This window comes from Massilia sp. TWP1-3-3, assembly GCF_049897805.1.
Taxonomy (GTDB): Bacteria; Pseudomonadota; Gammaproteobacteria; order Burkholderiales; family Burkholderiaceae_D; genus Telluria_A.
Genome location: NZ_JAFCWX010000020.1, coordinates 14,544 through 34,005, shown reverse-complemented (window position 1 = coordinate 34,005; position 19,462 = coordinate 14,544). Strand labels below are relative to the sequence as shown.

Sequence of the window (19,462 nt, the reverse complement as noted above, 5' to 3'; positions counted from 1 at the left end):
TCTCTGTCTCGCTCACGCGTTCTATTTCCGATTCGTCGCCGGCACCGCCTGGGAAGACGAGGCAGACTTTCTATTCCATGCAGGCCCGACCATTGTCATGCCCTTGACCCGCTTGACCGCATGCACCATGTACACCGCGCCCAAGTAAGGCCACCAGCGCTGTCCCGCATTTTCCATAAAGGCAAAGCGGTTGAGCCATTTGGCCGTGCGACAGGGCGGCGAATAACAGCCGAAGTGGCTGCCGCCCACCCGCAGGTTCAACAATTTTAACCAGTCTTTCATGCGCGGCATAGAGATGAATTCGCCCGCGACCGGCAGGTAGTGCTTGCGCGTGATCCGACTTACGCCCTGGCGCGCGCCCCACAGGCTGGCTGGATTGAAGCCGCAAATGATGACCTGGCCTTCAGGAATGAGCACCCGCTCGACTTCGCGCAACACCTGGTGCGGCTCGGCGGCAAACTCCAGCACATGCGGCAAGACCACCAGGTCCAGGCTTTGCGAGGCGAAGGGCAACTCGGCAAAATCGAGCGCCACGGCAATCTGTTTGCCGTCGGCGACCTGTTGCAACTGGGCCATGCTGGAGGTGCGCGTGGCCGCCTGCCATTTGTTGGGCATGCGATTGGCCGCCAGCGCATTGATTTGCGGCAGGCCGACCTGGATGGCATTGAAACCGAAAATATCAGCCGTCAATTCGTCCAGGCAAGCTTGCTCCCACGCACGCACATACACGCCGGCCGGTGTTTGCAGCCACTCGTCGAGCGCTATAATGGACTTCTCTGATGCCGCACTGTCCATGCCTGACCCTCGTTGATTCTCTCGGAAACTTCCACTATGCCCACCTCATCGCAGCACGCGTTGCGCGTTCTCGCCGTCCCCGCCTTCCAGAACAATTACTTGTGGCTGGTGCATGACGGCGTCCACGCGGCCGTCGTCGACCCGGGCGACGCGGCACCCATCCTCGCCGCGCTGGCCGCACATCATCTCACGCTCACTGCCATTTTACTCACGCATCACCATGCTGACCATATCGGCGGCGTGCCGGCCTTGCTCGCCACGGCAGATGTGCCCGTGTTCGGCCCGCGCGGCGACGGTATTGCAGCGGTCACGGTGCCGCTGGGCGAAGGCGATTGCATCGACGTGCCCGGGCTCGACCTTGCCCTGCGCGTCTTTGACGTGCCCGGCCACACGCTCGGGCATATCGCCTACCTGCGCCGGACACCAGCGCAGCCATGGCTGTTTTGCGGCGACACGCTCTTTGCCGGCGGGTGCGGACGCCTGTTCGAAGGCACGCCGGCCCAGTTGCACGATTCGCTGACCAGACTGGCCGCGCTGCCCGACGACACGCTGGTCTATTGCGCGCACGAATACACGCTGGCCAACCTGGCGTTCGCGCATGCAGTCGAGCCGGGCAACACTGCCATTGGCGCGCGCATCGAGGCCGAAAACGCCAAGCGCGCGCGCGGCTTGCCGACCATTCCATCGACCATCGGCCTGGAAAAAGCCACCAATCCTTTCCTGCGCGCTACCCAAAGCGCCATCGCAAGCGAGCTCGTGGACGCCGGAAAACTGGCCCCGGGCGCCGCTCCGCCGGCAGTCTTTGCGGCCCTGCGCGAATGGAAGAATACTTTCTGACATTCCTTGCGGAACGAAAATATTTCCACTGCTTAGATCGGACTTGCGCCTGTATTGACGCGGACTGCCGCTGCGTGCCGCAGGCCCGGTGCCGCCTGAACCAGCGTCCATCCTGGTCCAACAGCCCCAAGCGCGTGCGCGCTCAAGGAATAGACACATGACGACATATACGATGGGCGCCCTGATGATGCTTGCTGCCACGATGTGGCCTCAGGCAGCGCTGGCATGCTCGTGCAACTTTGCTGAAGAAGCCGGATTCATTCATGCCGATATGAAGCAACTTCCGGCGAACGCACGCGGGGCCCTGTTCCTGCCAACCCGGCCGCCTCAGGCCAGCATCCTGCGCGCCGAAGGCGACTTCGTCATTTACAGTGGCGTGCCACGCGCCCTGTCCCCGTCCAGTTTTACGATGACGTCCACGCTGGACAAGGGGCCCATTCCGGTTCGCATCACGCGCGTCACGCTGCCGGGCGCCGCCGACGGCATCGCCGCCCCGCGCGCGTTTCGCTTTGCCAGCGCCGCCGACCGGGCGCGCTTTCGCGTTTCGTCACGTCCCTTGAACTGGCAAGCCATGTTGCGCGCGGGGCGGCTGATCGACATCAGCGCAGCCATGCAAGCGGCGACCGGCCTGGTGCGCATCGGACCGACCGCCGGTTTCAAAGCGGGCGCGCGTTATGCCATTGCATACCAGGGGCCAAGCGCTTCCTGGCGCTATCAGGCAAAGGTGGAGCATGCGATCGACGCTGCACCGGTAACCATGACGGGCGCCGACTACGCGCTGGCGCTTGACGGCCGTCCCGAGCGCAAGATGATGGCAAGGCCCGCAGGCGGGTCGTGCGGGTACGCGTCGGCTGCCACCGTGCAGGATTTTCATTATGTCGTCCCGGACGGGCTAAAGCGCTACGCGGGCGCAATCCTGTATTTCTCGGCCATTCGCGCCGTAGGGGGCCCGACAAAGGCGAGCACGCCTTTTGCGCAATTACTTTACCAGTCCAATGCCTGCGACGCGCCCAAGTTGGGCGCAACGGCGCGCGGCAATGGGGCCGACATGATCCTCATGCCCTGTGACGGGGCCGGCGGCCGGGTCAGCATTCGCGGCTGGGCCGGAATGCTGGAGGTCGAAGACACACTGCGTCCCTCAGGCATCACCGGCGTGGATTTCGCCAACCCCAAGGGCGCTTCGTGCACCGGCTTTGGCATGCTCAAGCAAGCGCTGGCCAGTGGCAACAAGGAGCGCATCGCGCAAGCCGTGTGCATGACCGGTCACGCACAGGGGGGCGAACTGTCCGCCGGCGACGTTGCGGCCATGCCCGATCTGCTCAAGCTTGCATCGACCACAAGCGCAGCGTCGGCGAGCGTGTCAGCCAAGGGCTGCGCCAGGGCGGCCTTGGCCACCCTGTTCATCTTGGCGCCGGCGCAAAGCCGCGCTTTCGTGGAGCCTTTCGGCAAGCTGCTGGCGCAAGACATGGTGTCGTCCGACGCCAAACTCGCCCGGGATGCAGAAGAGAGCGCGTATGCGCTTTTGAACAACCTGAAGTCGGCGTCCGATGCGGCGGCCCCGGCAAGCGCCAACACATTGCTGCGGCCAATCCTGCCCGCCCTTTTTGCGGCACTGACCGGGGGCGCCAGCGCCCAGTCGGCGCAGGCTGGCGACATGATCGCCACGTTCGGGAAGGACGCCGCGCCCCTGGTGCCTGCCTTGCTGGCGGCCGCCCAGGGTGACGGCGTACGGGCCGGCCATGCGGCGCACGCCCTGACCGGCATCATTGGCGACGATCCACGCTTGCATCAGGTCTTGCTGCGCCATGCCGGCGTTGCCGCGCTGCGCGAACAAGCTTGCCTGGATTGCAACGACGTGGCCGGCGCCACCAACCCGGACAAGGCGATCGCGCTGCTGACCGAGGCGGCGCGCCACGGTAGCGGCGCAGCGGTCGACATGCTGGCGCGGCACGCTCGCAAGGCCAGCTCCAGCACGCCGGTGTTGATCGGCCTGATGGAACAGGGCGGCGAATCGGGTCGCAAGGCGCTCGAGGCGCTGTTGGTGGTGGCGGACGGCGAACCGGCAGTATTGGCCGCGTTCGCCAGGCAGATCGGCGCCGGGCCCGGCAAGGAACCTTTTTCAAGTACGCTGGAAAAGCTTGCCGTGTTAAAGCAAGAGGGGCGCGCCTTGTTGCCGGCCATCGAGGCGCGAATGAAGACACCGGTATCGACACAGCGGCGCGCCGCCCTCATGGTGCTCATTGTCAGCATGGCGCTGCCACCGGCCCGGGCGCGTTCATTGCTGGCCCGGGTCGGGCAAGCAAAGTCGAACGGGGAATATTTCTAAGATGGCAAGCATACGTGCAAGCAAATGGCCTCGCGCACGCTGATCCCGTACGCCCGACAATAAACATTATTTCTTTAAAGCTACTTTTCTGATTTATACTGCCGCGTGGAAACTGTCGCCCCTTGCGGCCGTCGCTTAACCTGGTTGGCACCTCGCGTCGCTGTCAATGATCACTATGCTCTTTCATGCCGGGCGCGTCCTGCGCGCCGCCGTCTGCCTGTTGCTGGCGCTGGCCTTGCTTGCCCCTGCGGCGGCCCGGGCGCGCACCGACGCCGCGGCCGAGATCAGCACCGCCAGTGCGGCCGGCTTTGCCGCGTCGGCCCATATGCTTGAGCGGCTCGACGCCGGCGCCCCCGGCGCGGCCTATGCTATGCGCCCGATCACGCTGGCCCAGCTCGAAGACCAGCTGCGTCGCCCGGAACTGCAGGCCAGCGCCGGCAAGGGCGCCATCGCCGTGCTCTATCCGGACGTGTCGGAACCGGTGCGCAGCGCCTTCATTGCCATGATCCAGGGGATCGAAGAACGCACCCGGGTACGGGTGCGCAGCTATCTGGTCGAAGCGCGCACCGACCCGGCCGAACTGAACGCACGCCTCAAGCGCGCCAATACCCGCGTTGTCATCGCGCTCGGGCGCCAGGGCCTGGCCGCGGCCGCAGGCCTGGATCGCGACATCCTGGTCCTGGTGGGCGGCGCGCTGCTGCTGTCGGACGCCGAAATCGTCAACTTGAATGGGATCAGCCTGACCCCCGATCCGGCCCTGCTGTTTGCGCGCCTGCGTACGCTGCTGCCGGACGTGCGGCGCGTGCTGGTGGTGTACGACCCGACCAAAACCGAATGGCTGCTGCGCCTGGCGCGCGAGGCGGCGCGCGCCCAGGGCCTGGAACTGGTGGCCCACGAAGCGCGCGACCTGGGCCAGGCCGCGACCCTTTACGCCAGCGTACTGAAGGCGGCCGACGGCAAGCGCGACGCGCTGTGGCTGCCGCACGACACCACCACCGTCGAAGAAAGCACGCTGCTGCCGCTGATCCTGAAGCAGTCCTGGAACCAGGGCGTGCCTATTTTTTCAAGCAACGTGCTGCACGCGAAAAAAGGCGCGCTGTTCGCCATGAGTCCCAACAATGTCGAGCTGGGCAAGTCGCTGGCAAGTTCGGCGCTCGGCCTGATGGCGGGCGAACTGCGCCGCAAAGGCGTGCAGCCGCTGCGCGAATTGCACACCGCGCTCAATTTGCGTACCGCCCACCACATGGGCCTGAACATCGGCTACCAGCAGCAACGCACGTTCGACTTCATTTTTCCGGAGCCTTGACGCGATGATCAATGGCTTCCTGCGCCGCACCGGTTTTCGTCGCCAGCTCACGATCATTGTCTCGGCGGCGATCCTGGGCCTGGCGCTTTTTTCGTCGCTGATCAACTCCTGGGAAGCCAGGACCCGCATGCGCGAGCATTTTGTCGAGCAAGGCCAGCGCATCGCCGAAAATCTGGCCCGCCAGAGCACGCTGGCGCTGCTTTACCACTCGGGCGAAAACGCCAGCGAGGTCGTTGCCACCACCCTCAGCTTTCCGGACGTCTCGCACGTCCAGATCACCGACACGCTCCAGCATGTGCTGCTGGCGCGCAGCCAGAAGGACGCCGCACCCGTCACCGCCCCCGCCGTGCCAACAGCGCTGGCGCATGCCATGCTGGCCGGCGAGAGCGACAGCGCCTGGCGCTTCATCGCACCCGTGTACGGGGGCGCCGCGGCCGCCTCGCCCTTCGACCTGCACGAAAGCGCGCCGCAACTGCTCGGCTACGTGCACGTGTGGGTGGCCAAGGATACCCTGCGCCGCCTAACGCTCTCGCTCCTGGTCGGCAACCTGGCCATCAGCCTGTCGTTCGCCGTGATCCTGCTCGCCGTGGTGCGCCTGCTCACGCGGCGCATGATCAACCCCCTCAACGCCTTGTCGCATCTGATGCGGCGCGCCGAACTGGGCGAGTCGGGCATGCGCGCCGCGCCCGACGGCCCGCGCGACATCATCGACATGGCCAGCGCCTTTAACAAGATGATGGTCGTACTCGAACAGCGCGAGGCCGAACTGAAGGACTCGCGCGACGCCGCCGTCAGCATGGCCGCCATGAAGGCGCAGTTTGCCGCCACCGCCAGCCACGAAGTGCGCACCCCGTTAAATGGCGTGGTCGGCATGCTCGACATGCTCAAGGAAATGAACCTGAACCAGCGCCAGGCCCAGTGCGTTGACGTGGCCTGGAATTCGTCGCGCACGCTCATTGAACTGATCAACAACATCCTCGACTTCTCCAAAATGGAAGCGGGCAAGCTGGCGCTGGAAGAAGTCGACTTCGACCTGCGCGAACTGCTCGAAGAAGTCATCGAGCTCGTTGCCCAACAGGCGCAGGAGCGCGACGTGGAACTCGCTTACCTGCTGGACGCCGATGTGCCCGCGCGCGTGGTGGGCGACGCGCTGCGCCTGCGCCAGGTGCTCATCAACCTGGTCGGCAACGCCGTCAAGTTCACCGAACACGGCGACGTTGCAATTGCGCTTGGCCTGGTGCCCGGTCCGCAGTTCGCGCTGCGCGTCGAGGTGCGCGACAGCGGCATCGGCATGAGCTGCGCTCAGCAGGCCCGCTTGTTCGAGTCGTTCGCCCAGGCCGACCCGTCAACCACGCGCAGGTACGGCGGCACCGGCCTTGGCCTGGCGATTTGCAAGCAGCTCGTTGGCCTGATGGGCGGCGCCATCACCGTCGCCAGCACGCCCGGCGAAGGCAGCGTTTTTGCATTTACCATCTTGTGCCGCCCTGCGCCCGACCTGGCGCCGCCCCGGCCCCATCCCGCGCTGGCCGGCCTGCGCGTGATCGCCGTCGACGACAGCCTGGTCGTACGCAGCTTCATTGAACAATGCCTGGCGCGCCACGGCATGACGTGCCACGCCACGCGCTGGGGCGGCGCGGCGCTGGCGCAGCTCAAGGCGGGCAGCGACAGCGCACAACCTTACGCCATCGCGATCATGGACATCGGCGCGCTCGACGACGACGGCAACGACCTGGCGCGCCAGATCGCGCTACAGGCGCCCGGCACCCGCGTGCTGATCCTGGACCGCTTCGGCGCGCCGGGCGGGGGCAGCCTGGTCGACGGCCAGGCCACGCTCGGCAAGCCGCTGCGCCAGAGCCGCCTGCTGCGGGCGCTCCAGGACCTGTTTGATGGCGCCCCCGCGCCGTCCCCCCCGGCAAGCGCACCGGGGGCGCCCCAGCCCCTTGCCTACCGCGTCCTCGTGGCCGAAGACAATCGCACCAACCAGATGGTCGCCGCCGCCATGCTGGCCATAAATGGCTGCGCGTGCGAGTTCGCAGCGAACGGACGCGAAGCGCTGGAGGCGGCGCGGGCCGGACACTTCGACCTGATCCTGATGGATTGCAGCATGCCCGACATGGACGGCTACGAAGCGACCGCGCAGATCCGCGCGCACGAAATGGGCAGCGCTCGCCGCACGCCTCTGGTGGCCATGACGGCCAACACCCAGAGCGGCGACGCCGAAAAATGCCTCGCTGCCGGCATGGACGACTACCTCGCCAAGCCCATCACCCTGGTCGAACTGCGCCAGAAGCTCGACAAGTGGTTGCCGCGCATTCAGGCGGACATGGACGGCGACGACGCCGGGAGCCCGATCGACCTGCCCACGTTCGCCGAGCTGCGCGAAGTCATGGGGCCGATGCTGCCGCAAGCCGTCGCGCCCTTCCTGGAAGACACGGCGCAATACCTGCTCGAACTGGAAGCTGCCGTACACGGGCGCGACGCCGGCACCGCCCGCGCCAGGGCGCACGCCATCAAGGGCGCGTCCGGCAACCTGGGCGCCGGCGGCCTGGCGCAACTGGCCAAGGAAGCCGAAGAACTGGCCATGGCCGGCGACCTCGAACAGATCGTGCCGCTGTTGGCGCGCCTGCGCATGGCCTACAATGCCGTCGCCGGTTCGCTTGCCAGCGTAGTGAGCGGCAGCGACAGCTTCCACAACGCGCCCGTCGACACCGACGATGTCGCGCAGGTACTGATCGTCGACGACGACCGCAGCACCCGCAGCACGCTGCGCTACACGCTGCAGCGCGACGGCTTCAAGGTCGAGGAAGCGGCCGACGGCGCCCAGGCCCTGACCATGCTCAAGCGTTTCAAGCCCGACGTGATCCTGATGGACGCGGTGATGCCCGTCATGGATGGCTTCACCGCCTGCGCGCGCATGCAGGAGCTGCCCGGCGGCCGGGCGATACCGGTCTTGATGATCACCGCGCTGGAAGACAACTCCTCGGTCGAACGGGCCTTTGCCGCCGGCGCCAGCGACTACATCCCCAAGCCGATTCATTACGCCGTGCTGTCGCAGCGCGTGCGCCGCATCATCGAGGCCAACCGCGCCGAAAAGCGGATTCGCCACCTGGCCTATAACGACTTGTTGACGGGCCTGCCCAACCGCACGCTGTTCTTCGACCTGCTCGGGCAGGCGGTGCACCAGGCGCAGATGCAACAGTCGATGCTGGCGGTGCTGTTTCTGGACCTGGACCGTTTTAAGTACGTCAATGACAATCTCGGTCACGATGTGGGCGACCGCCTGCTGGTGGCCGTGGCGCAGCGCATGCGGCGCACCGTGCGCAGCGTGGACACGCTGGCGCGCCTGGGCGGGGACGAATTCACCATCGTGCTTGCCGATATCGACGGCCCCGCGCCGGCGGCAAGCGCGGCCCAGAATATCTGCCGCGCACTGGCCGCGCCTTTCCAGATCGATGGCCACGACATTTTTGTCACCAGCAGCGTGGGCATTGCGCTGTATCCGCACGACGGGCTCGATGTGGCAACACTGGTCAAGCACGCCGACAGCGCCATGTACCGCGCCAAAAAGACCAACACCGGCTTTCAGTTCTACGAAGCGTCGATGGAAAACACCATCTCGGAACACGTGCGCCTGGAAAGCGACTTGCGGCGCGCACTCGAACACGGCGAACTGGATGTGTACTACCAGCCGCAGGCGCGGCTGGGGGACGAGCGCATCATCGGTATGGAAGCGCTGGTGCGCTGGAACCACGCCACGCGCGGCATGGTGGCGCCGAATGACTTCATCCCGCTGGCCGAAGAAACCGGCCTGATTAACCCGCTGGGCGAGTTCGTGCTGCGCACCGCCTGCGCGCAGCTGCGCGCGTGGCTCGACGAGGGTTTGCCGTCGATGCGGGTGGCGGTCAACCTGTCGGTGCGCCAGCTGCTGCAGAAAAACTTCGCCGCGACGGTGGAAGCGGCCCTGATCGATACCGGCTTGCCGGCGCACTTGCTGGAGCTGGAGATCACCGAAAGCACGCTGATGGAGCATGCATCGGACACGCTGCAGGCGCTGCACCGGCTGCGCGCGCTCGGCGTGCGGATCTCGATCGACGACTTCGGCACCGGGTATTCGTCGCTGTCGTATTTGAAGCGCTTCCCGGTCGACATCATCAAGATCGACCGCTCGTTCGTGCGCGACGTGCCGCAAGATGCCGACGACGCGGCGATCATCAAGGGGATCATCGCGCTTGCACACAGCCTGAGGCTGGAAGTGGTGGCCGAGGGCGTGGAGACGCAAGCGCAGCTGAACTACCTGCGCGAGCAGTTTTGCGATCTCTTGCAGGGGTACTATCTGAGCCCGGCGGTGCCGGCTGCGCAATTTGCGCAATTGGTGCGGGAACGGGAAGCCAGGCTGGTATAGGCGCTGTTGGCAAGGCAGTGTCCTCGTCACGCTTGGCGCGATGGGGACTTCGTCCTTTTCGCAGCCCGGGCCAAAAAAAACGCCGCGTCACGGCGGCGTCTTCGTAGGGCGGAAAAGCGCATTGCGCCAAATCGCAACCTTAAATCTCTTCGTACAACGGCAGCGTCAGGAATTCGGCAAAGTCTTCCGACGTCGACATCTCTTCAAAGATCTGCGCGGCGCGCACGTACGTCGGATTGTCGCCATTTGGCGCCACGCCCTTCACCTTCACCAATTCCTCGGGAATCATCGCGCGCACCATGTCGGCGGTGACCTTGCGCCCGTCTTCGAGCACGCCCTTGGTCGAACGGATCCACTGCCACACCTGCGAGCGGCTGATCTCGGCGGTGGCCGCGTCTTCCATCAGGTTATGGATCGGCACGCAGCCGTTACCGGCCAGCCAGCTGCCCAGATAATGGATGCCGACGTTGATGTTGTAGCGCAGGCCCGCCTCCGTGATCGGCGCTTCCGGCTTGAAGTCCAGCAGTTCGGCGGCGGTGACGCTGATGTCCGGGCGCTGCTTGTCGATCTGGTTCTTTTTATCGCCCAGCACCTTGGTGAATTCGCCCATCGCCAGCGCCACCAGGCCCGGATGCGCAACCCAGCCGCCGTCGTAGCCGTCGGTCGCGTCGCGCGCCTTGTCGCTGCGAACGCCGCCCATCGCGATGTCATTTTTCTCCGGATCGTTCTTGATCGGGATCAGCGCCGCCATGCCGCCAATGGCCGGCGCATTGCGCTTGTGGCACGTTTGCAGCAGCAGCAAGGCGTAGGCGCGCATGAACGGCGACGTCATCGTCACCTTGGGCCGGTCCGCCAGGCAGAAGTCTTTGTCGAGCTTGAATTTTTTGATGCATGAGAAGATGTAGTCCCAGCGACCCGCATTCAGGCCGGAGCTGTGTTCGCGCAGCTCGTACAAAATCTCGTCCATCTCGAAGGCGGCGAGGATGGTCTCGATCAGTACCGTGGCCTTGATCGTCCCTTGCGGCAGCCCCAGTTCGTTTTGCGTCATCACGAAGATGTCGTTCCACAGGCGCGCTTCAAGGTGCGACTCCATCTTGGGCAGATAAAAATACGGGCCGGCGCCGCGTGCGAGCTGCTCTTTGGCGTTGTGGACCATGAACAGCGCGAAGTCGAAAATGCCGCCCGAGATGCGCTTGCCGTCGACCAGCACGTGCTTTTCGTCGAGGTGCCAGCCGCGCGGACGCACCACCAGCGTGGCGATCTTGTCGTTCAGCTTGTAGGTCTTGCCGTTTTGCTCCATCGAGATGGTGCGGCGCACGGCGTCGCGCATGTTGATCTGGCCGGTGATCTGGTTGTCCCAGTTCGGCGTGTTCGAGTCTTCGAAGTCGGTCATGTAGCTGTCGGCGCCGGAATTGAAGGCGTTGATGACCATCTTGCGTTCGACCGGGCCGGTGATTTCAACGCGGCGGCATTCCAGCGCGGGTGGAATCGGTGCGATCTTCCAGTCGCCGGCGCGGATGTGCGCCGTTTCTGGCAAAAAGTCGGGACGCTCGCCGGCGTCAAGGCGCTTGGCGCGTTCCACGCGCGCGGCCAGCAGTTCCTGGCGGCGCGGCTCGAAGGCGCGCGTGAGTTTTGCGACCAGGTCGAGTGCTTGGGGCGTCAGAATCTGTTCGTAGCCAGGCAAGATCTCGGCCTTGATGTCCATACCGGCTGGGGTGGCGATTGTCATAGGTACTCCTGTAAAGGTGGAAATGGAAAACGGGTACAGCGCATTGACGCGGCTAATTGGCGAACGCATTGGCGATTCATATGACTTCCAGTATATTCACTATCTGGTAGCTAAACGAGACATTTTATACATTCATCTGTGCGTTTTTATCACAAGTGACAGGAGCAGTTGATGGGGCAGTTCAGACAGATTTCCACCTTTGTCGAGGTTGTCGCGCGCGGCAGTCTGTCGGCTGCGGCGCGCGCCGAGGCGATCGCGCCGGCGATGATCGGGCGCCGCCTCGACGCCTTAGAGGCGCGCCTGGGCGTCAAGCTGCTGCAGCGGACCACGCGCAAACTGGTGCTCACCAACGAAGGCGCGGCCTTCCTCGAAGACTGCCAGCGCATCCTGGCCGAGCTCGAAGAAGCCGAGGCCGCCGTGGCCGAGCGCAGCGCCAAGGCCAGCGGCCATCTGCTGGTCTCCGCGCCTGCCGGCTTTGGACGCCAGCACGTGGCGCCGCTGCTGCCATCGTTTCTCGCCGAGCATCGTGAAGTGACGGTCAACCTGAACCTGAACGACCGCTTGGTCGACGTGGTGGGCGAAGGTGTGGATGTGGCCATTCGCATCGCCAGCCTGTCCGATTCCACTTTGGTGGGCATGAAGCTGGCCGACAATCAGCGCGTGCTGGTGGCCTCCCCTGCCTACCTCAAGCGCCATGGCACGCCTGAAACGCTGGCCGACCTGGCAAAGCACAACTGCCTGCCGATCAGCAGCGAAGGAAGCCAGCGCGGCTGGACCTTTCGCGAACACGGCAAGGCGGTGACGATCAAGGTGGCCGGGAACATGGTCTGCAACGACGGTGCGGTGCTGCACGACTGGGCGCTGGCAGGCAAGGGGCTGGCCTGGCGCTCGATGTGGGAGGTCAATGCCGAAATCGATGCGGGCAAGCTCAAGACCGTGCTGGACCAGTTTGCGGCGCCGGGAAACGATATCCATGCAGTATTCGCCCAGCGCCGCCATTTGCCATTACGGATCAGGGCGTTCGTGGATTTCTTGCGCCACACCTACGCCCAGCCGGGATATTGGCGCAAAGGCTGATCCACCTTCACCCCCCTCAACGGGGTCAGTGATGTGAGGGAGGAATTGCTACTAACTGCGGCGTTTCAAAACCATCAGGCGAAAAAAAATCCTCGGAAACCGAGGATTTTTTTAGTCGTTGACTCAGCGATATTAAATAGGCTGAATGTTCGAAGCTTGCTTGCCTTTAGGGCCAGCGGTTACTTCGAAAGAGACGCGCTGGTTCTCTTGCAAAGATTTGAAGCCTGCCGACTGGATAGCCGAGAAGTGAGCGAACAGATCTTCGCCGCCTTCGTCAGGGGTGATAAAGCCGAAGCCCTTCGAATCATTGAACCATTTTACGATGCCAGTTGCCATTACAATTTCCTATTTCAGTTAGTTGGGCTTTCGCCCGTTTTAGATCGTTTGAAGAAGCAAGAAAGAAATGACAGACAGACTGCACTACTACCTCGAATCCAACGATCCCGCATTATACCCAATAAATCAAAAAAAACACATTCACTGCAAAATAAAACTTGAGGACTGAAGAATCGTTGCGTTGATCAACGATGACAGAACCCGTTTGCAGCGGCAGTAAGATGAATATAGGGCATGGATACTCTGGAAGTTTGCGTTAGATCAAACGATCATCGCACCGGTTCTTGCATTAACGCATATGCAACAGTTCAATGTCGCATTACACGTCGCGTCCGCCTGCGTGTTCGTCCGCCTTGGGGTCGATTTCGGCCCAGTCGATGTAGGCGTCGAGCGCATCGAGCCAGCGCTGCCAGTCGGACGCCGCCACCGTCTCGAAGGCCATCAGCACGCGCAGGCGCTGCTCGAGCTCGCGCGCCTTCTGTCCAAAGGCGCGAAAGCCGAACGTGGCCGCCGAACCGGCAATCGTGTGCAAGGTTTCATGCAGCGCCTTGATGCTCCCTTCCTGCGGCCCATCCGGGTTGAACGCGCCTCGCTCGCGGCGCATGCGCACCAGCGTTTCGGGAATGCCCGCGGCGAACTTGTCGTTCAGTGCGCGCAGGCGCGCAAAGAAGTCCTGGTCGATCTGTGTCGCCATCGCGCAGCAGGCTTTACTTGGTGCCGAAAATACGGTCGCCCGCGTCGCCCAGGCCCGGCACGATGTACGCATGCTCGTTCAGGTGCGAGTCGAGCGAGGCCACGTACAGCTTGACGCCCGGATGCGCATCTTGGAATACCTGCACGCCTTCCGGCGCGCACACCAGCGCCAGGAAAATGATCTGCTCGTCGGAGACGCCGCGCTTTTTGAGCACGTCGACCGCATGCACGGCCGAATTGCCGGTAGCCACCATCGGGTCGCACAGGATGAAGATGCGGTCGGCCGTATCAGGCAGGCGCACCAGGTATTCGACCGGCTTGTGGGTGTTCGGATCGCGGAACACGCCCACGTGGCCCACGCGGGCCGACGGCACCAGTTCGAGCAGGCCGTCGCTCATGCCGATACCGGCGCGCAGGATCGGCACGATCGCCAGTTTTTTTCCGGCGATGACGGGCGCGTCGATGGTAACAAGGGGCGTTTCAATCTTGCGCGTGGTGAGCGGCAGGTCGCGCGTGATCTCGTAGCCCATCAGGAGCGTAATTTCCTTGAGCAGTTCGCGAAACGTGCGGGTCGAGGTGTCGCGCTCGCGCATGTGCGACAGCTTGTGCTGGATCAGCGGGTGGTCCAGGATGAACAGGTTGGGAAAGCGTGGATCTTGTTTCATGATGAGTTTTTCGTGGTAATGGCTTGTGCCCGTATTATCCCAGCCGCAGCCCGGTTTGTCCGAATTTAGTTGTCAGCCGATGCCGGCAGCGCGCGCTCGAGGATGGCCTTGCAATCGACGCCCGGCCCCAGGCGTCCGAAGGCGCCGCCCACATCCACCGCAATGCGCGAGGCGATAAAGGCTTCGGCCACGAACGCCGGCGCGTGGCGCACCAGCAGCGCGCCCTGCACCGCGATGACGACGCGCTCGGCCAGCCGACGCGCGCCGAATTCGTCGCCATGCGCTTGATCGATGTCGGCCAGCAGGCGCGCCGCATACGCATTCAAGGGGCCGCTGGCCTTGCCCGCCAGCGCCAGTTCGGCGGCCAGCGCCTCGCGCGCGGCCGGCGTCTTGCCAAAGGCGCGCAGCAGGTCAAGGCACATCACATTGCCCGAGCCTTCCCAGATCGAATTGACCGGCGCCTCGCGGTACAGGCGCGCCAGCGGGCCGTCTTCCACGTAGCCGTTGCCGCCCATGACTTCCATCGCTTCGGCGCCGAAGCCCGGCCCGCGCTTGCACAGCCAGTATTTGCCCGCGGGCGTGAGGATCCGTCCCAACAGCGCCTGGGCCGGGTCATCGCCTTCGTCAAAGCAGCGCGCCAGGCGCAGCGCAAAGACGGTTGCCGCCTCCGATTCGAGCGCCAGGTCGGCCAGCACGTTTTGCATCAAAGGTTGGTCGGCCAGTTTGCGCCCGAACGCGGCGCGCCCGCGCGCATGGTGCAGCGCGTGCGTGAGTGCGGCGCGCATGATGCCGGCGCTGCCCACCACGCAGTCGAGCCGCGTATGCCCGCCCATTTCCAGGATGGTGGGAATGCCGCGCCCCGCTTTGCCGACCAGCCAGCCCACCGCATCGCAAAACTCCACCTCCGACGAGGCGTTCGAACGGTTGCCCAGCTTGTCCTTCAAGCGCTGCACGCGGATTGCATTGCGGCTGCCGTCAGGCAGGAAGCGCGGCACGAAAAAGCACGACAGGCCGGCGCTGCCTTCGTCGTCGGTCTGCGCCAGAATCAAATGCGCGTCCGACTGGGGCGCGGAAAAAAACCACTTGTGGCCGACAATGTTGAATGCGCCTTCGCCTTCGGCGCCGAAGCGCGCCTGGCCCTCGCCCGGCGCCAGCGGCGCGGCGCGCGTGGTGTTGGCGCGCACGTCGGTGCCGCCCTGCTTTTCGGTCATGCCCATGCCGATCAAGGCGCCGTGCTTTTGCTCGATCGGCAGCGAGCGCGGGTCGTAGCGCCGCGACAGGATCTTGGGCAGCCACTTGTCGGCCAGCGCGCCGGCCTGGCGCAGCGCGGGCACGCAGGCATACGTCATGGTGATCGGGCACTGGGCGCCGTTTTCCACCTGGCCGAACAGCAGGTACTGGGCCGCGCGCGTGACCTGGGCGCCGGCCAGGCCCGAATCCCACGGCGAGGCGTGCACGCCCGATTCGATCATCAGCGTCATCAAGGCATGCCAGGATGGATGGAATTCGACTTCGTCAACCCGCCTGCCGCTGCGGTCGAAGTTATGCAATCTGGGCGCGTTGGCGTTGGCCTGGCGTCCCAGGTCCAGCACCTCGGCGCGCCCCAGTTGCTCGCCCAGCGCGTGCAAGGCGAGCGCCGCCTGCGCGCCGCCCTCGCGCTGCAGCGCTTCCTGCAAAGCCAGGTCGCAGGCGAACAGGTTGATGTCGGCAAACGGCGCGGCCTGGTTAAAGACGTCGTGGGTATCGAAATGGTGCATGGTGAAGCCTCCATGGCGGCGCTGGCGCCGTTTTATTGTTTTGCTGGCAGTGCACTGCGAGCGTTGCAGGCTAGCGCAAAGCCCCTGCAGACGCAAGTTTCGGTGATTCCGCCAGCAATGGCGCCCGGTTCCATGATGGGCGTCAAACTTCCTGCTATCAAAGGCCAAAACAGGAGGAATCAATGCCCAACGGCATTTTTTTGGTGCTACATTTCTCGCTCGTGTTGTCCACGATTGTGCTGTCCAATTCAACGGAAAGACCGATTATCTTATGCGCATGAGCATCTCCAGCGACAACCGCGGCCCGGCCCGCGAAATCGATCACCTGATGGACGCGGCCGGGGACATCGTGCTGCGCCTGGACTTGGCCGGCCAGGTCCGTTACGCCAGCCGCCGCGCCCGCGCACTGCTCGCACTGCGCGGCGCCAACATCAAGCTCGCTTCGCTCGCGGCCGACGCAGACCAGCCGTCGCTAGCCAAGGCTGTGGGCGATGCGGTGACTGCGGCGCCATCGGACGCGCCGGTGCTGGCCGTCGTGCGCCTGCAGTGCGGCGAGCAGTACACCTGGTTCGAGCTGCGCCTGTCGCGCCTGACCACGCCCGACGACATTGCCGACGTGCTGGTCGTGGGGCGCGACATGTCGGCCCAGCGCGGCACCGAAGAGATGCTGCGCCACATGGCCACCCATGACGCCCTGACCGGCCTGCCCAACCGCATTTTGCTGTCGGACCGGATCCGCATGGTCACCTTGCAGGCGCGCCGCTCGGGCGAGCCGTTTGCCGTCATCCACATCGGCCTGGACGGCTTCAAGAAGGTCAACGATGGCCTGGGCCATCCGGTGGGCGACGCGGTGCTCAAAATGGCCGCCGCGCGCATGCGCAAGACGCTGCGCGACAGCGACACGCTATCGCGCGTGGGGGGCGATGAATTCGTCGCCATCCTGCCCGGCACCCACAGCGAAGCGCAAATCAAGCTGGTCACGGGGCGCCTGTTGGCGATGGCGCAGATGGCCTTCGAGGTCGAGCACCACATGATCTACATCGGCGCCTCGATCGGGGTGGCGCTGTTTCCCGAACACGCCGAAGATGAGGTGCGGCTGGTGGCGCTGGCCGACACGGCCATGTCGCGCGCCAAGCAGACCGGCCGCGGACGCTGCGTGCTGTACAGCGCGCGCCAGAGCTCCCCGCCGGAACACGATATTTCGCTCGAAGCTGCCATGTTCCAGGCCATCCGCGAAGGCGAATTCCTGCTCTTTTACCAGCCCATCGTGGACGCGCCGACGCGCCAGATCCAGGGGTTCGAGACCTTGATGCGCTGGAAGCACCCCACGCTGGGCATGGTGCCGCCGGCACGCTTTATCGGCCTGGCCGAATCGAACGGGCTGATCAACCTGCTTGGTGCCTGGGCGCTCAAGGCGGCCTGCGTGCAGCTGGCCCAGTTTGAGCAAGCCTGCGGCCGAACGCTGTACATGTCGGTCAACATCAGCCCGCGCCAGTTTCGCAACGACCAGTTCCTGGCGGTGCTCGATGAAGCGCTCGCCTATTCGGGCTTGCCGGGCGAGCAGCTGGTGCTCGAGATTACCGAAGGCACGCTGATGCTCGACCCGCAGCACGCGGAAACGATCTTGACGCGCATGGCCGAGCGGCGCGCCCGCATCGCGATCGACGACTTCGGCACCGGCTACTCGTCGCTGGCCTACCTCAAGCGCTTTCCCATCTCCGTGTTGAAGGTCGACCGCGCCTTCGTCAAGGATTTGCCGGCGTCAAGCAAGGACGGCGCGATCTGCAACGCGGTGCTCGACCTGGCGCGCCACCTTGGCCTGTCGGTGGTGGCCGAAGGCGTCGAGACCGAAGACCAACTGCAGTACCTGGGCCAGCGCGGCTGCCAGTACATCCAGGGCTACCTGACCGGCCGTCCAATGCCGGCCCACGTCGCCATGGTCGCGCTGGCCGACACCTTCAACGCCTTGCGCACGGGGCGCGTATGATGGACGTAACCCTTTCCGCCACGGATTGCAGCTCGGATTGCAGCTCGGGTTGCAGTCCCGATTGCGGCGCCGATTGCACCTCCAATTGCGGCGCCAGCGCCGACACCACGCTCGCGCTGCTATGGGAGCGCGTGCGCGAGCAGGGCGACATGCCCGGCTTTGCCAAGGCCATCGGCGCCATCCTGGGCGCCATGCGCGGCGAAGACGAGCACGAATTTTGCATGACCCAGACCGTGCTGTCCGACCCGGTCTTGACGCAAAAGGTGCTGCGCCTTGCCAACAGCGGCATGTACGCCGCCTTTGGCCAGCGCATCAGCACCGTCTCCAAAGCCGTGCTGGTGCTGGGCACCGAGGCGATCGGTCACCTGGCGCTCGGACTGAAACTGGTCGAAGAGTTGCACGCCAGCGCCCAGGCCAGCAGCAACGCCCACGCCGAGATGGAAAAGGCGGTCCTGGCCGGCATGGTCGCGCAGCAGGTGGCCGGCAGCGCCGAAGGGCGCGACAGCGAGGAAGCGGTGGTCTGCGCCATGCTCCATGCCCTGGGCCGGATGGCCGTCACGTTCTACCTGCCGGACGTATGGAGCGCGCTGCAGGACGCCGGCGGCGTTGGCGGCGAAGACCACGCCGCCCCCGAGCTGCTCGGGCTCTCGCTCGAAGACGTGGGGCGCGCCGCTGCCGAACGCTGGGGCTTGCCGCACAAGCTGATCGCCAGCATGCGCCGGGTCGAACCGGCGCCGCGGCCCGACGCCTTCAGCGACGCCGACTGGCTGGCCGCCTTGTCGACCATGTCGAGCCGCTGCGCCGATTCGCTGTGGAACGACGACGACGCCGGCGCCGACACCTTGCAACTGCTCGCCGCCGGCTTTGCGCCCATGCTCGGCGTACAGGCCGGCAGCGTGATGGACGCCATCGGAAAAGCGCGCGAAAACGCCATCGCCGACCTGTCGGTGGCGCCATTTGCACGCGCGGCCCAAAAGCGCTCGCAGGTGCCCGAGGTGCGCGCCAAGGTGCGCGCGCGCGACAGCCGCCTGCTCGCTTCAGGCATTGCCGACATGCGCGACGTGCTCGATACGGCCAGCCCTGGCCAGATGATGTCGATGGCCCTGGAAACGCTGTATCAGGGCCTGGGCCTGGCGCGCGCGGTGGGCTTTTTGCGCAACCGCCGCGAGCACAACTACGCCGCCAAGATGGGCTTCGGCGCCGGCGTGCGCCTCTTGATTCCCCGGTTGACGTTCGACGACCGCTACCAGCCGAATGTCTTTCACGCCGCGCTCAGCCACGACCGCGTGGTGTTCATTGAAAACACGCGCGACCGCGAGTTTGCGCCCCGGCTGCCGGCCTGGTGGAAGGTGTCGCTGGCGAACGCGCGCAGCTTCGTGATCTTGCCGCTGTGCCGCAACGGGCAGCCGGTCGGCTTTATTTACGGCGACTGGGACGATGAAATGTACCAAATGCCGCTCGACCATGGCCAGTTCACCCAGCTCAATGAACTACGCGCGCTGGTGCTCGAAGCGCTGGAACGGCGCCAGCATGCCTAGGCGCGCGGCAGCGT

The 19,462-nt window shown here is 64.8% G+C and carries 13 protein-coding genes; 7 read left to right on the top strand and 6 right to left on the bottom strand.

Going from position 1 to position 19,462, the window contains the following annotated elements; genetic code table 11:
* Positions 1-21: 21 nt before the first annotated feature.
* Positions 22-795 carry a class I SAM-dependent methyltransferase gene (locus ACP7D4_RS18595; RefSeq protein WP_426210631.1) on the bottom strand — a complete coding sequence of 258 codons (774 nt, stop codon included), beginning with the start codon at positions 793-795 and terminating at the stop codon, positions 22-24.
* Positions 796-831: 36 nt separating this feature from the next.
* Between ACP7D4_RS18595 and gloB the strand changes: the two genes are divergently transcribed.
* The 4 genes from gloB to ACP7D4_RS18575 all read left to right on the top strand — a co-directional run bounded on the left by gloB (position 832) and on the right by ACP7D4_RS18575 (position 9,666).
* Positions 832-1,632 (top strand): hydroxyacylglutathione hydrolase, encoded by an 801-nt coding sequence (gene gloB / locus ACP7D4_RS18590; protein WP_426210629.1) that lies wholly within the window; start codon positions 832-834, stop codon positions 1,630-1,632.
* 157 nt (positions 1,633-1,789) lie between these two features.
* The gene (locus ACP7D4_RS18585; protein ID WP_426210627.1) at positions 1,790-3,958 is read left to right on the top strand and encodes a hypothetical protein; all 2,169 of its coding nucleotides are present in this window, start codon (positions 1,790-1,792) and stop codon (positions 3,956-3,958) included.
* 166 nt (positions 3,959-4,124) lie between these two features.
* The gene (locus ACP7D4_RS18580) at positions 4,125-5,264 is read left to right on the top strand and encodes an ABC transporter substrate-binding protein (RefSeq protein ID WP_426210626.1); all 1,140 of its coding nucleotides are present in this window, start codon (positions 4,125-4,127) and stop codon (positions 5,262-5,264) included.
* A gap of 4 nt (positions 5,265-5,268) precedes the next feature.
* Positions 5,269-9,666, top strand: coding sequence for an EAL domain-containing protein (locus ACP7D4_RS18575; protein ID WP_426210624.1), 4,398 nt, complete (start codon positions 5,269-5,271; stop codon positions 9,664-9,666).
* A gap of 139 nt (positions 9,667-9,805) precedes the next feature.
* Here the strand turns inward: ACP7D4_RS18575 and aceB are convergent, their stop codons facing one another.
* Positions 9,806-11,395 carry a malate synthase A gene (aceB, locus tag ACP7D4_RS18570; RefSeq protein ID WP_426210622.1) on the bottom strand — a complete coding sequence of 530 codons (1,590 nt, stop codon included), beginning with the start codon at positions 11,393-11,395 and terminating at the stop codon, positions 9,806-9,808.
* Between the two features lie 171 nt (positions 11,396-11,566).
* Between aceB and ACP7D4_RS18565 the strand changes: the two genes are divergently transcribed.
* The gene (locus ACP7D4_RS18565; RefSeq protein ID WP_426210620.1) at positions 11,567-12,472 is read left to right on the top strand and encodes a LysR family transcriptional regulator; all 906 of its coding nucleotides are present in this window, start codon (positions 11,567-11,569) and stop codon (positions 12,470-12,472) included.
* A gap of 132 nt (positions 12,473-12,604) precedes the next feature.
* Here ACP7D4_RS18565 and ACP7D4_RS18560 read toward each other — a convergent pair whose 3' ends face one another.
* The 4 genes from ACP7D4_RS18560 to ACP7D4_RS18545 all read right to left on the bottom strand — a co-directional run bounded on the left by ACP7D4_RS18560 (position 12,605) and on the right by ACP7D4_RS18545 (position 15,923).
* The gene (locus tag ACP7D4_RS18560; protein ID WP_020703630.1) at positions 12,605-12,808 is read right to left on the bottom strand and encodes a cold-shock protein; all 204 of its coding nucleotides are present in this window, start codon (positions 12,806-12,808) and stop codon (positions 12,605-12,607) included.
* A gap of 319 nt (positions 12,809-13,127) precedes the next feature.
* Positions 13,128-13,502, bottom strand: coding sequence for an Hpt domain-containing protein (locus ACP7D4_RS18555; RefSeq protein WP_426106289.1), 375 nt, complete (start codon positions 13,500-13,502; stop codon positions 13,128-13,130).
* A 13-nt stretch (positions 13,503-13,515) separates the two neighbouring features.
* Positions 13,516-14,166 (bottom strand): uracil phosphoribosyltransferase, encoded by a 651-nt coding sequence (gene upp, locus ACP7D4_RS18550; protein WP_426106288.1) that lies wholly within the window; start codon positions 14,164-14,166, stop codon positions 13,516-13,518.
* 65 nt (positions 14,167-14,231) lie between these two features.
* Positions 14,232-15,923 carry an isovaleryl-CoA dehydrogenase gene (locus ACP7D4_RS18545; RefSeq protein ID WP_426210618.1) on the bottom strand — a complete coding sequence of 564 codons (1,692 nt, stop codon included), beginning with the start codon at positions 15,921-15,923 and terminating at the stop codon, positions 14,232-14,234.
* Between the two features lie 277 nt (positions 15,924-16,200).
* Between ACP7D4_RS18545 and ACP7D4_RS18540 the strand changes: the two genes are divergently transcribed.
* Together ACP7D4_RS18540 and ACP7D4_RS18535 are read left to right on the top strand one after the other, a co-directional pair.
* Positions 16,201-17,910 (top strand): putative bifunctional diguanylate cyclase/phosphodiesterase, encoded by a 1,710-nt coding sequence (locus ACP7D4_RS18540; protein ID WP_426210616.1) that lies wholly within the window; start codon positions 16,201-16,203, stop codon positions 17,908-17,910.
* On the top strand, positions 17,910-19,448 hold the full coding sequence (locus tag ACP7D4_RS18535; RefSeq protein WP_426210614.1) for an HDOD domain-containing protein: 1,539 nt from the start codon (positions 17,910-17,912) through the stop codon (positions 19,446-19,448). Before ACP7D4_RS18540 ends, ACP7D4_RS18535 begins: the two co-directional genes overlap by 1 nt.
* Positions 19,449-19,462: the final 14 nt, after the last annotated feature.

What these genes read in the sequence shown, in the direction of transcription:
- ACP7D4_RS18545 (WP_426210618.1), bottom strand. Translation starts at nt 15,923, where the DNA reads ATGCACCATTTCGATACCCACGACGTCTTTAACCAGGCCGCGCCGTTT.
- upp (WP_426106288.1), bottom strand. Translation starts at nt 14,166, where the DNA reads ATGAAACAAGATCCACGCTTTCCCAACCTGTTCATCCTGGACCACCCG.
- ACP7D4_RS18555 (WP_426106289.1), bottom strand. Translation starts at nt 13,502, where the DNA reads ATGGCGACACAGATCGACCAGGACTTCTTTGCGCGCCTGCGCGCACTG.
- ACP7D4_RS18565 (WP_426210620.1), top strand. Translation starts at nt 11,567, where the DNA reads ATGGGGCAGTTCAGACAGATTTCCACCTTTGTCGAGGTTGTCGCGCGC.
- ACP7D4_RS18575 (WP_426210624.1), top strand. Translation starts at nt 5,269, where the DNA reads ATGATCAATGGCTTCCTGCGCCGCACCGGTTTTCGTCGCCAGCTCACG.
- ACP7D4_RS18560 (WP_020703630.1), bottom strand. Translation starts at nt 12,808, where the DNA reads ATGGCAACTGGCATCGTAAAATGGTTCAATGATTCGAAGGGCTTCGGC.
- ACP7D4_RS18535 (WP_426210614.1), top strand. Translation starts at nt 17,910, where the DNA reads ATGGACGTAACCCTTTCCGCCACGGATTGCAGCTCGGATTGCAGCTCG.
- ACP7D4_RS18595 (WP_426210631.1), bottom strand. Translation starts at nt 795, where the DNA reads ATGGACAGTGCGGCATCAGAGAAGTCCATTATAGCGCTCGACGAGTGG.
- ACP7D4_RS18580 (WP_426210626.1), top strand. Translation starts at nt 4,125, where the DNA reads ATGATCACTATGCTCTTTCATGCCGGGCGCGTCCTGCGCGCCGCCGTC.
- gloB (WP_426210629.1), top strand. Translation starts at nt 832, where the DNA reads ATGCCCACCTCATCGCAGCACGCGTTGCGCGTTCTCGCCGTCCCCGCC.
- ACP7D4_RS18585 (WP_426210627.1), top strand. Translation starts at nt 1,790, where the DNA reads ATGACGACATATACGATGGGCGCCCTGATGATGCTTGCTGCCACGATG.
- aceB (WP_426210622.1), bottom strand. Translation starts at nt 11,395, where the DNA reads ATGACAATCGCCACCCCAGCCGGTATGGACATCAAGGCCGAGATCTTG.
- ACP7D4_RS18540 (WP_426210616.1), top strand. Translation starts at nt 16,201, where the DNA reads ATGAGCATCTCCAGCGACAACCGCGGCCCGGCCCGCGAAATCGATCAC.